This is a genomic window from Sphingomonas sp. FW306-1B-B10E (genome assembly GCF_058782005.1).
Window position 1 is genome coordinate 19,711 of record NZ_JBYSXG010000008.1, and the last position, 14,400, is coordinate 34,110.

Below are 14,400 nucleotides of genomic sequence, written 5' to 3' on the forward strand. Positions count from 1 at the left end.
ACTATGTTCAGGCGTGCTCCCCAGGCCGTCGCTATCGGCATCGAGCAGAATCAGGCGATTCTGGTCGAGCAGTTCCGTGCCCTGCGCCAGCAGGTCCCGCTGATGTATGCGCTGATGCTCGTCGACGCGGCGTTCCTCAGCTTCGCGTCGCACGGCACGGTGAGCGACTGGTGGAGCCTGGGCATGCCGGTGGTGCTGGCGGTGCTGGGCGGCGCGCGCGCGCTGTTCTGGCTGCGGCGCCGCGGCACCGCGCCCGATCCGGCGCGGATCCCGCGCTACCTGATCGGCACGACGGCGGTCGCGATAGTGCTCAGCCTCGGCTTCGGTGGGTGGGGGCTGGTCCTTTACGTCCAGGCCGATCTCGTGCGACGCGCCTGCATCGCGCTCTACATCTTCATCGGCGCGATCAGCTGCTGCTACTGCCTGCAGTCTTTTCCGCGCGCCGGCCATGCCGTCCTCGCCTGCGGCGCGGCACCGGTCACGCTCTGCCTGCTCTTCTCGGCCGACTGGTTCCTGCGCGGTCTCGGCGTCAACATCGTCGTCGTCACCACGGTGATCCTGCGCATGCTGCATGCCAACCATGCCGGCTTCGTCGAAGTGCTGGCCTCGCGCGCGGACATGGCTGCCGAGCAGCGCCGCGCCCAGGGTGCCGAGCAGCGCGCGCACCAGCTCGCCTATCACGACCCGCTGACCGGGCTGCCCAACCGCCGCGCGCTTGCCGAGGCGCTCGAGCTCCGCACCTCGAGTGGCGGCACGATGGGCCTGCTCATCATCGATCTCGATCGCTTCAAGTCGATCAACGACGTGCACGGTCATCCGGCCGGCGATCAATTGCTCCGCGACGTCGCTGCGCGGCTGAATGCCGTGGTGGGCGGGCAGGGGACGAGCTACCGGCTAGGCGGCGACGAATTCGCCGTGATCGTCGATGCCGATGGCGAGGGGACCAGGCGTACCGCCCACGCAATCGTCCAGGCGATGCGCAAGCCGTTCGCGGCGCCCGACCTCGTCCATCATATCGGCGCGAGCGTGGGGATTTCGCTCTATCCCAACGACGCCCGCGATCTCGATACCCTCATGCGCCGCGCGGACATCGCGCTCTACAAGGCCAAGCAAACCGGCCGCAGCCGGCTCTGCGCATTCGAGCCGCTGCTCGATGCCGAGATCCGTCGCCGCGCCGAGATCGAGCGCGAGCTGCGTGAGGCGATGGAGCGCGACGCGCTGGTGCCGCATTATCAGCCGATCGTCGCCCTCGCAAACGGCGAGGTGGTGGGGTACGAGCTGCTCGCGCGGTGGCTGCGAGCGGATGGCGCGGATATCGGCCCCGAGCTGTTCATCCCGATCGCCGAGGAATGCGGGCTGATCAACGCGCTGATGCTGCGGCTGCTGCGCCGCGCATGCCGTGAGACGCGCGACTGGGCGGTGCCGATCTCGATCAACGTATCTCCGACCCAGCTCAAGGACCCGTGGTTTAGCCAGAAGGTTCTCGCGGTGCTGACGCGCGAGCGCTTCCCGCCGCCGCGGTTGACGATCGAGATCACCGAAAATGCGCTGATTGTCGACGCCGACAGCGCGCAGCAGACGATCGCTTCGCTACGCAACCAGGGCATCCAGCTCGCGCTCGACGATTTCGGGACCGGTTATTCGTCGCTCCAGCATCTCCAGATGCTGCCGTTCGACCGGCTCAAGATCGACCGCTCGTTCGTGACGGCGATGGAGCGAGACCCGCAGGCGTTGCGGCTGGTCCATGCGATCATCACGCTCGCCAGCACGCTGGACCTGCCGGTGGTCGCCGAGGGAATCGAATTCGAGTCCACCGCACGCACGCTGGCCGCCCTCGGCTGCGCGATGGGACAGGGCTTCCATTACGGATATCCGATGCCCGTCGAGCAGATCGAGGCGCTGGCCGGCGCGGCTCAGCCGGCGTAGCGGTCCTTCAGCACCTTCCACGTCGCGCGCAGGCTGACGGCCTCGGCTCCCTTGGGGCGGCCCGGCTTGGCGCTGCCGTTCCAGCAGAAAATGTCGAAATGCGCCCATTGCGCCTTTTCGGGGGCGAATTCCTTGAGGAACAAGGCCGCGGTGATCGCCCCGCCGAACGGCCCTTCGGCGGCGTTGACCAGGTCGGCGACGTCGGACTTCAGCAAGTCCTTGTACGGATCGTAGAGTGGCATCCGCCACATCGGATCGGCTTCGGACTCGCTCGCGGCGAGCAGCTCGGCGGCGAGCGTTTCGTCATTGGCGAACAGGGCCTGGAGGTCGGCGCCGAGCGCGACCCGCGCGGCACCCGTCAGCGTCGCGAAATCGAAGACGAGCTCGGGATTGCTCTCGGCCGCCTTGGTCAGCGCGTCGCCGAGGATCAGCCGGCCCTCGGCATCGGTGTTGCTGTTCTCGACCGACAGTCCCTTGCGCGAGATCATTACGTCACCGGGGCGCGTCGCCTCGCCGTTGATCGCGTTCTCGACGGCGGGCACGAGCATGTGGAGGCGCACCGGCAGGCGGTGCTGCATGACCAGTTCGGCCAATGCGAGCGCATGCGCGGCGCCGCCCATGTCCTTCTTCATTAGCCGCATGCCCGCGGCCGGCTTGATGTCGAGCCCACCCGTGTCGAAGCACACGCCCTTGCCGATGATGGCGATGCGCGGATGCTCGGGATTACCCCATTCAAGCTCGATCAACCGGGGCTCGCGACCCTCGCCGGCGGCCTTGCCGACCGCCCAGAGCATGCCATAGCCCTTCTCGACGTCCTTGCCCTTGGCGACGCTGAGCGTCGCGCCATATTCCTTGGCGAGATCGGCGGCCGCCGCCTCGAGGTCGGCGGGCCCCATGTCGTTGGCGCCGGTGTTGATCCGGTCGCGGAGCTTGACGGTGACGGCGGCGAGGCGGAGCGCCTCTTCCATCTTGGCGGGATCGCCGGTGAGAAGCACGCGCGCGCCCTGCGGCTTGTCCTCTTTCTTCCTGTACCGGTCGAACTTGTACTGCGCGGTGAGCCAGCCGAGTAGCGCCTTGCCCGGCTCGCGGCCATCGACGCGGTAGGTCCCTTCCGGCAGTGTCTCGGCGAGCTTGGCGAGGCACCAGGGGGTCAGTCGCTCGACATTGGCGACGACCGTGACGACCGACCAATCCTCGGGGCCGTCGCCGGGCAGGATCGCGCTCGAATAGCCGGTAGGGGCAAGCTTCTGCGCCTGCGCGGCGGTGCGATGACGCGGCGGCTGCGCGGCGAGCCAGGCGTCATAGCCCTTGGCGTCGATGAGGTGGATGGTGCGCGCGGGCTGGCCGCGATCGGGCTGAATCAGCGTGGAAAGATCAGGCATGGCCACGATCTAGGGGCGCGAAGCCGCCGCGCCTAGCCCTTTGGCCGAGATGAAATTTTGTTCATTCCGGAACCGGCCTTCCGCCCGGCTGGTTGGCGTTCAATCCTGCGCGCCGGTTTCGCGCGCCGGCGGGGAGACCGAGCGTGACCGATACCCGCAACTATACCGACAACGGACCGGTGGTGACCGAGACCCGCCCGCGACGCTGGGGGAGCTGGGTGTCGATGCTGGTCGGCGGGATCCTCGCGCTGATCGGATTGGTTCTCGTGATCGGCGGGGCATGGCTCGCGTTGCTCGGCGGCTCGCTTTATTATGTGATCACCGGCGCCGCGATGATCGCGGCGGGCGTGTTGCTGATCCGCGGGCGGATGACCGGCGGGTGGCTCTACCTCGCGATCGTGGTGCTCAGCATCGTCTGGGCGTGGTGGGAAGTCGGCGCGAATGCCTGGGCGCAGGTGCCGCGGGTAATCGCGCCGGTAGTGCTGCTGCTCGCGGTGATTGCGGCGATGGCAACGTTGAGCCTGCGGCGCGAGCGTTGGCGGTTCGCACTTGCCGGCGGGGCGCTGGCGCTGGTGCTCACCACGGTCAATTTCTGGGCAGCCGCCGCCGGTGCTCCCAACCCGGTGCTGAGCGGACTTCCTGCTGCGTCGACACAGGGGATGGCCGATCCCTCCGGCCAGCAGGTCGGCGCCGACTGGCCGGCTTATGGCGGAACGACCAGCGCGCGCCGCTATTCGCCGCTCACCCAGATCAACGCCGAGAATGTCGGCAAGCTCGAGCGCGCCTGGGCGATCCATACCGGCGACCTGCCGTCCTCGCCGCAGATCCGCAACACCTATGGCGCCGAGAATACCCCGCTCAAGGTCGGCGACAGCCTCTATATCTGCACGCCCAAGAACATCATGATTTCGCTCGATCCGGCGACCGGCAAGCAGCGCTGGCGCTATGATCCCAAGGTGCCCGACACGGCGATTCCCTACACTGCGGCGTGCCGCGGGGTGGTCTATTACGCGGTGCCGGGCATGGCGGCGGAGCAGCCCTGCGCGACGCGGATCATCGAGGGCACGCTCGACGCGCGGCTGATCGCGGTCGACGCGCGCTCAGGCAGGCTGTGCGCCGATTTCGGCACGGGCGGCCAGGTCGATGCCAAGAACGGCATGGGCAAGGTCCCCGCCGGCTTCGTCTCGATCAACTCGCCGCCGACGCTGGTGCGCGGAGTGCTGGTTACCGGGCATCAGGTGCTCGACGGGCAGGACCGCTGGGCGCCTTCGGGGGTCATCCAGGGCTTCGACGCGCGCACTGGCCAGCTCCGCTGGGCGTGGGATATGATGCATCCCGAATGGAACGGCATGCCGCCGGCCGGTCAGGAATGGACGCGCGGCACGCCGAACATGTGGACGATCGCGAGCGGCGACGAGCAGCTGGGGCTGGTTTACCTGCCGATGGGCAATGCCGCGGCGGACTATTATTCGTCGCTGCGCCGGCCCGAGGAGAATCAGTTCGCCACGTCGCTGGTCGCGCTCGACGTCACCACCGGCAAGCCGCGCTGGCGCTTCCAGGCGGTGCGCAAGGACGTGTGGGACTATGATTTCGGCGCGCAGGCGACCCTGGTCGACTATAAGGGCGCGCCGGCCTTGGTGCTGCCGTCGAAGCAGGGTGACATCTATGTGCTCGACCGGCGCACCGGCCAGCCGCTGACGCCGATCGGCGAGATCAAGGCGCCTGCGGGCGGCGTCGAGCCGCAGGAGCGCGCGGCGACCCAGCCGGTTTCGCTGTGGCACAGCCTGCGCAAGCCCGACCTCACCGAGCACGACATGTGGGGGATGTCGCCGATCGACCAGATGATCTGCCGGATCCAGTTCCGCCGGGCGAGCTATAAGGGCTTCTTCACCCCGCCCGAGTCCGACCGCCGCTCGATCGAATATCCGGGCTATAATGGCGGCACCGATTGGGGCGGGATCGCGGTCGATCCGGCGCGCGGGGTGATCGTAGCCAATTACAACGACATGCCCAATTACGTCCGGCTGGTGCCGCGCGCCGAGGCCGACAAGAAGGGCTGGGCACCGCGCGATCAGGCTCGCGGCGAGATCGGCGGCGCCGAGGGCGCGGGCGATCCGCAGGCCCACACGCCCTATGCGATCGACGTCAATGCCGGCTGGCGGCTGCCCTTCACCGGCATGCTGTGCAAGCAGCCGCCTTATGGCGGGATCCGCGCGATCGACATGGCGACGGGCAAGACGATCTGGGATCGCGCGTTCGGCGAGGCCCGGACCAACGGGCCGTTCGGCATCCCGTCGATGCTGCCGATCACGATCGGCACGCCGAACAATGGCGGCGCGGTGGTGACGGCGAGCGGGCTGGTGTTCGTCGCCGCGGCGACCGACAATTTGATCCGCGCAATCGACCTCAACACCGGCAAGACGGTCTGGAAGGACGTCTTGCCCGGCGGCGGCCAGGCGACGCCGATGGTCTATGAGATGAACGGCCGGGAATATCTGGTGATCTATGCCGGCGGCCACCATTTCATGCAGACGCCGGTGAGCGACGAGGTCGTGGCGTACGCTTTGCCTGCGTGATTTGCGCTCCCGCAAAAGTAGGAGCCCAGAGTTCCGGTCGGGCCGGTGCGTGGCCCTGGGCTCCTGCGTGCACACGAGCGCGGACTAGCCTGACGTCGGGCGCGCACATCGCCAGTGCGCGGTCGATAATAGCGAGGAGGCGCTTGCGGCCCTCCGCGAGCCCTTCCGGATTGTCGCCGCGGTCGAGCGTCTCGAAGTTGAGATAGTCGAGGTCGTGAAGCACCGCGTAGTTCGACAGCGAGCCGTCGCTGGCGACGACGCGCTCCTGGACGACGTTGAAGTCTGCGCCGACCATCGCGTCGCGGCAGAAGGCAGTGCTCGGACTCGCCCCACCGCGATAGGTCGCGAAGGCGACGGTGTCGTCGTCGTCCCAGGGCCAGGCGCGCGCCTGCGACGGGCTGGGAGTCAGCACCTCGTCGCAATAGCGGATCGAAATCACGCCGCTGCCCGAGGGATCGGACTGGTTGCAGCGCGACTCGCCGGTGTCGAAGCCGAACGCATTGGTGTGAAGCGCGATGATCGGCATGCCGGGCGCGAGGTCGGCGAGGATGCGGCGGGCATAGCCGGGGAGCGCGCTGTCGAAATTGCGGTTGGGGTCGACCGGGCGGCCATAATCGACCGCGTCGTTCAGCCGGACGCCGTTGTCGGTATCGACAGCGATCAGGGTGCCGCCATATTTGCGGACCGCCACGAGCGCCGCCTCGAACCCGGCATTCTCATTGTCGTGCGGCACGAACCAGAGCGGCCCGCGGCGCTGATGGACGTTGGCGATCCGCCACAATCGCCACGCCGCGCGTTCTTCGCGAAACGCGATCCGGTGGACGGTCAGTCCGCTCCATTCGGCGCGATCGCGATGCCGGGCAAAATCGTCGTCTTGCACCTGCAGCGGGTCGACCGGGGTTACTCGAGTGCCGGGCTCGCCCGCGCTGACCCCGGCGAGGCTGAGCCAAGTCAAGCTGGCGAGCAGGGCGGAACGCAACATCGTCGGGCAGCATAGACGCCGCGCCGCCGGTGTCACCGGGGGTTTGGCCGCGAGTTATACCCTAAGCAAGAGACGCTCAGCTCGCCAGCGGCACGCCGTAAAGGTCATGCTCATCGGCATCCTCGATCGCGACGCGGACGATGTCACCCTGGCTGAGGTGTCCCGCGTCGCGCAGGAACACCTCGCAGTCGATCTCGGGGGCGTCGGCCTTGCTGCGGCCGGTGGCGCCGTCCTCGCCGACTTCGTCGATGATCACTTCGAGCGTGCGGCCGATCTTGGCCTGGAGCTTGGCGGCGGAGATCGCCGCGGTCTTCTCCATGATGCGGGCGTAGCGCTCCTCCTTGACCTGCTCGGGCACCGGATCGGGCAGCAGGTTCGCAGTCGCGCCCTCGACGGGCTCGAAGCGGAACGCGCCGACGCGGTCGAGCTGGGCCTCGTCGAGCCAGTCGAGGAGGTATTGGAAGTCCTCCTCGGTCTCGCCGGGGAAGCCGACGACGAAGGTCGAGCGGATCGTGATGTCGGGAGCGATCGCGCGCCAGCCGCGCAGCCGCTCGAGCACCTTGGCCTCGTTGGCCGGACGGCGCATGCGGCGCAGCACATTGGGCGCCGCATGCTGGAACGGGATGTCGAGATAGGGGAGCACCAGCCCCTCGGCCATCAGCGGGATGACCTGGTCGACATGCGGATAGGGGTAGACGTAGTGGAGCCGCACCCAGGGGGCGATCTTGCCGAGCTCGCGGGCGAGGTCGGTCATATGGGGGACGATCTGCTCGCCCTTCCACATCCGCGGTTCCTTGCGGATGTCGACGCCGTATGCTGAGGTGTCCTGACTGATGACCAGCAATTCCTTGGTGCCGGCCTCGACGAGCTTCTCGGCCTCGCGCAGGATCGCGTCCGGGCGCCGGCTGACCAGGTCGCCGCGCAGGCTTGGGATGATGCAGAAGGCGCAGCGATGGTTGCAGCCCTCTGAGATCTTCAGATAGCTGTAGTGCCGCGGCGTCAGCTTGAGCCCGGCATCGGGGACGAGGTTGACGAAGGGCGAGGGCGGCATCGGCGCCGCCTCGTGCACCGCGCCGACGACTTCCTCGTACTGATGTGCGCCGGTGACCGCGAGGACGTTGGGGAAGCGCGCCCGGATGACCTCGGCTTCCTTGCCCATGCAGCCGGTGACGATGACGCGGCCATTCTCGGCGATCGCCTCGCCGATCGCCTCGAGCGATTCCTCCTTTGCGCTGTCGAGGAAGCCGCACGTGTTGACCAATACGATGTCGGCGCCCTGATAATCGGGGGACATCGCATAGCCGTCGCTGCGCAGCTTGGTGAGGATGCGTTCGCTGTCGACGAGGTTCTTCGGACAGCCGAGCGACACCATCCCGATACGCGGGGAGTCAGGGAGTTTGGTTGCCATGATTGGCGGGCGACATAGGGATTTTGCGGGAAATTGCTAGCCGGGGGTTTCCGGTATAGCTTCACCTCCTTGCAGATAAAGGGAGGGGAGGATGCATTTCCATTGGCTCGCGATCCTGTTGGCGGCGCTCGCCGGCTTTCTGGTCGGAGCGCTCTGGTACGGGCCGCTGTTCGGCAAGGCGTGGATGCAGGCGCGCGGAATCACACGCGAGGGCAATACCGGCGCGAACATGCCGCTGCTGTTCGGGACGACCTTCGTGCTCAATGTGATCGCCGCGTTCATGCTCGACCATCTCTATCTGACCTACGACACGCCCGTCGGGCTGCACCATTCGCTAGTGATCGCCGCGATCATCGGCGTCGGGTTCATCGCGACCTCGATCGGCGTGAATTACCTGTTCTCGCAGCTACCGCGGACGCTGTTCCTGATCGACGCGGGCTATTGGATCACGGTCTATCTGGTGATGGGCGCCATCTTCGGGCTGCTGAGCTAGGCCGAGATTGGCGCGCGGAACAGGAAGAAGGCGCCGGCGGCGATCAGCGCGAAGCCGATCAGATGGTTCATCGTGATCTTCTGGCCGAGATAGAGGATCGAGAAGACCGCGAACACCGCCAGGGTGATCACTTCCTGCATCCCCTTGAGCTGCGCCGCCGAATAGAGATTGCTCCCCCAGCGGTTTGCCGGGACGGCGAGGCAATATTCGAAGAAGGCGATGCCCCAGCTCACCAGGATCACCGCAAGCAGCGGCTTGTCCTTGAACTTGAGATGGCCATACCAGGCGAAGGTCATCAGGACGTTCGAGCCGATCAGCAGCAGGATCGGCAAAGCGCGGGCGAAAGGCGTTGCAGGCATGCCGCGACCTTCGCGAACATGGGCAAAGGGTCAAGGATGAAAGTGACGACGCAAGCCGAACTGGTCGCGCACCTGCGTGCGCTGGGCGTGCGCGCGGGCGGAGTGCTGTTGGTCCATTCGAGCTTTCGCGCGCTGCGACCGGTCGAGGGTGGGCCGCTCGGGCTGATCGCGGCGTTGCGGACGGCGCTGGGCCCTGGCGGTACGCTGGCGATGCCCTCCGCGACCGGGGACGACGATGCCCCGTTCGATCCCGCGACGACGCCCAACCGCGATGATCTCGGCGTAGTGCCGTCGCTGTTCTGGCAGCAGCCCGGCGTGGTGCGCAGCGCCCATTTCGACGCGGTGGCGGCGATCGGTCCGCGGGCCGAATGGATCACCGGCGGCCCGTTCGTGCTGCCGCCGGCGGCACCCGGCAGCGCGATCGACCGCATCCGCGAGGCAGGCGGGCAGGTGCTTCTGCTTGGAGTCGGCCATGATGCCAATACGATGCTGCATCTCGCCGAACTACTCGGCGGCGTGCCGTATCGCAGCGACTTCCATTATGTCGCCGCCAACGGGACAGAGGTCCATTATGGCGAGAATGACAGCTGCTGCGAGAAATTCGCGCTAGCCGACGACTGGTTGCGGGCAGACGGGCTTCAGCGCGAGGGACGCGTCGGCAATGCCGAGGCGCGGCTGTTCGACGCGGAGGATTTGATCCGCGTGGCGGTGCCGAGGATCGCGGCGGATCCGCTGATCTTCCTCCACGATGCGGACGCAGGCTGCGACGAATGCGACGAGGCGCGCGACAGCCTCAGGCGGTAATGATCTCGACGATCAGGTCGCCCGCCTCGAGCGCGGCGGCTTCGGGCGCACGGTGATCGTAATGCGTGTCGCCGCGATGGATGCGGACTCCCAGACCGGTGCGGATGTCGGCGAGCGGCTTGCCGATCTCGTCAAGGCGCACCGGGCGCTCGGAAAGCTCGACCTGGCCGTGATACGAAGCGAGGTCCATCAGATAGCCCGACAGATGCGGTCCCTGGCACGAGCCGGCGAGCAGCAGCCCGGCGAAGCTCACCGGATTGACCACCGTTGTCGCCCCCGCGGCGCGCGCGGGCAGCTCGTTATCCTCGTTGCGGACGATCACGCTGATCGGGATCGCATCGGCGATGTGACGCGCGGTGAGGGTGATCAGGATCGACGTATCGTCGCGGCCGGCGCAGACGATCATCGATTCGGCGCTCTCGATCCGCACGTCCTTGAGCACCTGGTCGCGGGTCGCATCGCCCTGGAGGATCGTGCAGCCGCATTCCTTGGCGCGGCTGAGGCGAGCCTCGTTGGGGTCGATCACGACGATGCTGCCCCGATCGTGGCCACGCGCGATCAGTTCGTCGACGGTTTCCGAGCCGGTGGTGCCGTATCCGGCGACGATGATATGTCCCGATAGGGTCTGCTGGATCACTGCCATACGCCATTTGTCCCAGGTGCGCTTGAGCACGAAATTATAGGCGGTGCCGATGAACAGCAGCACCACGAAGACGCGGATCGGGGTGACCACGAACGCGTCGAACATTCGCGCCGAAGTGCTGACCGGCACGATGTCGCCATAGCCGGTGGTGGTGACCGAGATCGACGTGAAATAGAGGATGTCGAGGAAGCTGACCTGCCCGTCGGCAGTGTCCTTCAACCCGTCGCGCTCGATCCAGTGGACCCCCACCGCGAGTGCCAGCAGCGCCAGCACCGCGAGCACGCGCCAGGCGATCGACACCCAGACCGGCAGGCTCGACTTGCGCTTGAGGGTGGCGGGGGAGAGCGGCATCATTCGGGAATAAGAGGGATCGCCATCGAGGTGCAACCGGGTCGAACCACGCTTGTTCCCCGGCAAAGGCCGGGGCCCAGACTCAGCGTGCGCGAAGGCGCGCTACCGCGCGTGCTTGTTCGAGGACTGGGCCCCGGCCTTCGCCGGGGAACAGGAGGGTTTAATGCGCCCGTCTAACGCCTCGGCAGCCGCGTCACCGGATCGATCGGCGTGCGGCCCTGGCGGATCTCGAAATGAAGTTCGGGGCGGTCGGCGAAGCCCGAATTGCCCGAGAGCGCGATCATCTGGCCCTTCTTCACCGATTGGCCACGCTGGACGAGCAACTGCCCGGCATGGCCATAAACGGTGGTGGTGGCGTTGCCGTGCTTGACGATGACCAGCCCGCCCAACGCCGGTACGTCGCTGCCGACATAAGCGACGACGCCGTCGGCGGCGGCGAGCACCGGCGTGTCGAGCGGGACCGCGATCTTGATCCCGTCGTTGCGCTCGCCGCTCTTGCCCGGCCCGAAGCGCTTGACGATCGATCCTTTGACCGGCCACGCAAACTGCCCGGCAATACGCGTGGCGGGGGGCGCGACCGGCGTGGTCGCGGGCAGCACGCGCGACGTCGAGGCGGTGGGCTTGGCCGGCTTGGCATTCGCCGCCAGCGCGGGCTCACCGCCGGTGAGGATGTCGTCGATGTCGAGATGGAAGCGCGCGGCACGCTCCTCGATGGTCTCGGGGCGTGCGGTCGGCACCAGCAGGCGCTGGCCGGTGCGCAGGATGTACGGCTCGGTGAGCGCATTGGCGACAACGATCCGCGACCAGTCGACTGCGTAGGCGCGGGCGATCGCGATGCCGGTCTCGCCGGCGCGGACCAGGTGATAGCGCCCGCCGGGAATGGTCAGCCGCTGGCCGGGCTGAATGACGAACGGCGCGACGAGATTGTTCGCGCGCGCGATCGCCTCGGAGCCTGCGCCGGTCTTTATCGAGATCGTCCGCAACGTCTCGCCCGGTTGCACGACATAGGTCGAGCTCGGCACCGCCTTAGCGTCTGCGGTGACACGGCGCGCCTCCCAGGCCGGCGGTGGCGCGGGCAGCGCGCGCACGTCCTGATCGAGCGAGCGGCGCTCGAACGTCTCCTGCGGTCTATTCTGTTCCGGCGCCGCATATGCGCGCGGCCCCCGGCCGGCTTCCGCCGGTATGCAGCCCGACATCAGGACGATGCCGAGCAGCGATGCCCCCATACGGCGCATTGCGAACCCCCTAACCCTCAAAATTTAATAAGGGAAACAGGGTTGGTTAACAATAGACCGCCTTGAGGCTTTCGAGCGCGCCGCGGTGGGTAAGGTCGAGATGGAGCGGCGTGACGGTGATCCAGCCCTGCTCGATCGCCTCAAGGTCGGTCTCGGGATCGGGCGTGTGCGGCAGCCGGCTCATCGCCAGCCAGTAATAGGGAAAACCGCGCGGATCCATACGCTTGTCGAGTCCGGCGCGGCCATAATCGCGCAGGCCCTGCGCCACCGGCTTGATCCCCCTGACGGCGTCGGCGGGGACCGGCGGGAAGTTGATGTTGACCAGCGTGCGCGGTTCCCAGGGCGCCTCGAGAAGCGGACGGAGCGTGCGCTCGCCCCAGGCCTCGGCGGTGTCGAACGGCACCTTGTCGCCCATTCCGCTGCGTTCGTAACGCTGGCTGAGCGCGACCGAGCGGATGCCGGCAAGCGCGCCTTCCATTGCCGCTGAGACGGTGCCGGAATAACTGACATCCTCACCAAGGTTGCCGCCGCGATTGACACCCGAGAGCACGAGGTCGGGCGGCGCATCCTTCATCGCCTCGCCGAGGGCGAACATCACGCAGTCCGTCGGCGTGCCGCGGACGGCGAAACGCTTGTCGTCGATGCGGCGGACGCGGAACGGCTCGGTCAGCGTCAGCGCGCGGCTCTTGCCCGATTGCTCCTCGGCGGGGGCGACGATCGTGATGTCGTCGGATAGGGTGCGAGCGATGCGTTCGAGCACGGCAAGGCCACGTGCGTGAATGCCGTCGTCATTGGTGAGCAGGATGCGCATTCCGTCACTCCGTTCGCCCTGAGCTTGTCGAAGGGCCGTACTTGTTCGCGGAAGGAGAACGGGGCTTCGACAAGCTCAGCCCGAACGGATTGAGTTAGCGCGGTTCGAGCCGGTTCAACCCGCCGAGATAGGGCTGCAGCGCCTCGGGCACCGCGACCGAACCGTCTTCCTGCTGATAATTCTCGACCACTGCGACCAGCGTCCGCCCGACCGCGAGACCCGAGCCATTGAGCGTGTGGACGAAGCGCGTGCCCTTTTCCCCCTCGGGGCGGTAGCGCGTGTTCATCCGGCGCGCCTGGAAATCGGTGCAGGTCGAGCAGGACGAGATCTCGCGATAGCGCGCCTGGCCGGGCAGCCAGACCTCGAGGTCGTAGGTGCGCGCGGCCGAGAAGCCCATGTCGCCGGTGCACAGCTTCATCCGACGGAAAGCGAGGCCGAGCTTGTCGAGAATGTCCTCGGCGCAGGCCGTCATACGTTCATGCTCGGCTTCGGACTGGTCGGGCGTGGTGATCGAGACCATCTCGACCTTTTCGAACTGGTGCTGGCGGATATAGCCACGGGTGTCGCGTCCTGCCGAGCCCGCCTCCGAACGGAAGCAGGGCGACAGCGCGGTGAAGCGTAGCGGCAATATCTCCTCGGATAGGATCTGCTCGCGCACGCTGTTGGTCAGGCTCACCTCCGAGGTCGGGATCAGCCAGCGGCCGTCGGTGGTCTCGAAGCTGTCCTCGGCGAATTTGGGAAGCTGGCCGGTGCCGAACATGCTTTCGCTGCGGACGAGCAGCGGGACGACCGCTTCCTCGAATCCGTGCTCGCGCGTCAATGTGTCGAGCATGAACTGGCCGAGTGCGCGGTGGAGCCGGGCGGCGGAACCGCGCAGGAAGGTGAAGCGCGACCCCGCGAGCAGCGCGCCGATCTCGAAATCGAGCCCGAGCGCCGGGCCGATCGCGTCATGCTCCTTGGCCGCGAAGGCAAAGCTCGGCAGGGTGCCGCGTTCGTGGACCAGCGCATTGTCTTCCTCGTCGGCACCCTGGGGCACGTCGGCGAGCGGGAGATTGGGGATCGCGGCGAGTGCGTTGGTCAGTTCGGCGCCGACTGCCTTCTCCTCGGCGTCGATCGCCGGCATCCGCTCCTTGAGCGCGGCGACTTCGGCCATCAGGTCGGTCGGATCGTCGCGCCGCGCCTTGGCCGCGCCGATCGCTTTCGACGCCTCGTTGCGGCGCGCCTGCGCGGTCTGCGCCTCATGGATCAGCGCGCGGCGGCGCTCGTCGAGCGCGAGCAACTCGGCCGAACGTGGCTCGAGCCCGCGCTTCGCCAGACCGGCGTCGAAGGCCTCGGGGTTTTCGCGGATGAAGCGGATGTCGTGCATGGTCGGGCTATGGCTTCGTGCGCTGGCCCGCGCAACCCTGCGGCGCGTGGGCGCGTTGGAGGTG

The 14,400-nt window shown here is 67.3% G+C and carries 12 protein-coding genes; 4 read left to right on the plus strand and 8 right to left on the minus strand.

Features of this window, described 5'->3' with window-relative positions:
* Positions 1 to 3: 3 nt before the first annotated feature.
* Positions 4 to 1,926 (plus strand): putative bifunctional diguanylate cyclase/phosphodiesterase, encoded by a 1,923-nt coding sequence (locus AC3WJI_RS04785; protein WP_492756106.1) that lies wholly within the window; start codon positions 4 to 6, stop codon positions 1,924 to 1,926.
* Here AC3WJI_RS04785 and AC3WJI_RS04790 read toward each other — a convergent pair.
* Positions 1,914 to 3,308: a leucyl aminopeptidase family protein gene (locus tag AC3WJI_RS04790; protein ID WP_492756107.1), complete on the minus strand. Its 1,395-nt coding sequence runs from the start codon at positions 3,306 to 3,308 to the stop codon at positions 1,914 to 1,916. The two genes, AC3WJI_RS04785 and AC3WJI_RS04790, sit on opposite strands and share 13 nt — an antisense overlap.
* 182 nt (positions 3,309 to 3,490) lie before the next feature.
* On the opposite strand from AC3WJI_RS04790, the gene AC3WJI_RS04795 reads away from it, so the two are divergent.
* Positions 3,491 to 5,884: a membrane-bound PQQ-dependent dehydrogenase, glucose/quinate/shikimate family gene (locus AC3WJI_RS04795; RefSeq protein ID WP_492756179.1), complete on the plus strand. Its 2,394-nt coding sequence runs from the start codon at positions 3,491 to 3,493 to the stop codon at positions 5,882 to 5,884.
* Here AC3WJI_RS04795 and AC3WJI_RS04800 read toward each other — a convergent pair.
* Positions 5,832 to 6,866, minus strand: coding sequence for a hypothetical protein (locus AC3WJI_RS04800; RefSeq protein ID WP_492756108.1), 1,035 nt, complete (start codon positions 6,864 to 6,866; stop codon positions 5,832 to 5,834). The genes AC3WJI_RS04795 and AC3WJI_RS04800 overlap by 53 nt on opposite strands.
* Positions 6,867 to 6,942: 76 nt before the next feature.
* Positions 6,943 to 8,274, minus strand: coding sequence for a 30S ribosomal protein S12 methylthiotransferase RimO (gene rimO / locus AC3WJI_RS04805; protein WP_492756109.1), 1,332 nt, complete (start codon positions 8,272 to 8,274; stop codon positions 6,943 to 6,945).
* Positions 8,275 to 8,365: 91 nt separating this feature from the next.
* Here rimO and AC3WJI_RS04810 point away from each other — a divergent pair, with 91 nt between their 5' ends.
* Positions 8,366 to 8,767, plus strand: a complete 402-nt coding sequence (locus AC3WJI_RS04810; protein ID WP_492756110.1) for a DUF1761 domain-containing protein — start codon at positions 8,366 to 8,368, stop codon at positions 8,765 to 8,767.
* On the opposite strand, the gene AC3WJI_RS04815 is transcribed toward AC3WJI_RS04810, so the two are convergent.
* Positions 8,764 to 9,126 carry a DMT family protein gene (locus tag AC3WJI_RS04815; RefSeq protein WP_492756111.1) on the minus strand — a complete coding sequence of 121 codons (363 nt, stop codon included), beginning with the start codon at positions 9,124 to 9,126 and terminating at the stop codon, positions 8,764 to 8,766. The genes AC3WJI_RS04810 and AC3WJI_RS04815 overlap by 4 nt on opposite strands.
* 36 nt (positions 9,127 to 9,162) lie before the next feature.
* Between AC3WJI_RS04815 and AC3WJI_RS04820 the strand changes: the two genes are divergently transcribed.
* Positions 9,163 to 9,930 (plus strand): AAC(3) family N-acetyltransferase, encoded by a 768-nt coding sequence (locus AC3WJI_RS04820; protein WP_492756112.1) that lies wholly within the window; start codon positions 9,163 to 9,165, stop codon positions 9,928 to 9,930.
* On the opposite strand, the gene AC3WJI_RS04825 is transcribed toward AC3WJI_RS04820, so the two are convergent.
* From AC3WJI_RS04825 to serS, 4 genes are all read right to left on the minus strand, one after another.
* Positions 9,920 to 10,924: a potassium channel family protein gene (locus AC3WJI_RS04825; RefSeq protein WP_492756113.1), complete on the minus strand. Its 1,005-nt coding sequence runs from the start codon at positions 10,922 to 10,924 to the stop codon at positions 9,920 to 9,922. The two genes, AC3WJI_RS04820 and AC3WJI_RS04825, sit on opposite strands and share 11 nt — an antisense overlap.
* A 173-nt stretch (positions 10,925 to 11,097) precedes the next feature.
* On the minus strand, positions 11,098 to 12,159 hold the full coding sequence (locus tag AC3WJI_RS04830) for a peptidoglycan DD-metalloendopeptidase family protein (RefSeq protein ID WP_492756114.1): 1,062 nt from the start codon (positions 12,157 to 12,159) through the stop codon (positions 11,098 to 11,100).
* Between the two features lie 46 nt (positions 12,160 to 12,205).
* Positions 12,206 to 12,970, minus strand: coding sequence for a 5'/3'-nucleotidase SurE (gene surE, locus AC3WJI_RS04835; RefSeq protein WP_492756115.1), 765 nt, complete (start codon positions 12,968 to 12,970; stop codon positions 12,206 to 12,208).
* A 94-nt stretch (positions 12,971 to 13,064) separates the two neighbouring features.
* Complete coding sequence (serS, locus tag AC3WJI_RS04840) at positions 13,065 to 14,336, minus strand: serine--tRNA ligase (protein WP_492756116.1); 1,272 nt, start codon at positions 14,334 to 14,336, stop codon at positions 13,065 to 13,067.
* Positions 14,337 to 14,400 lie beyond the last annotated feature (64 nt).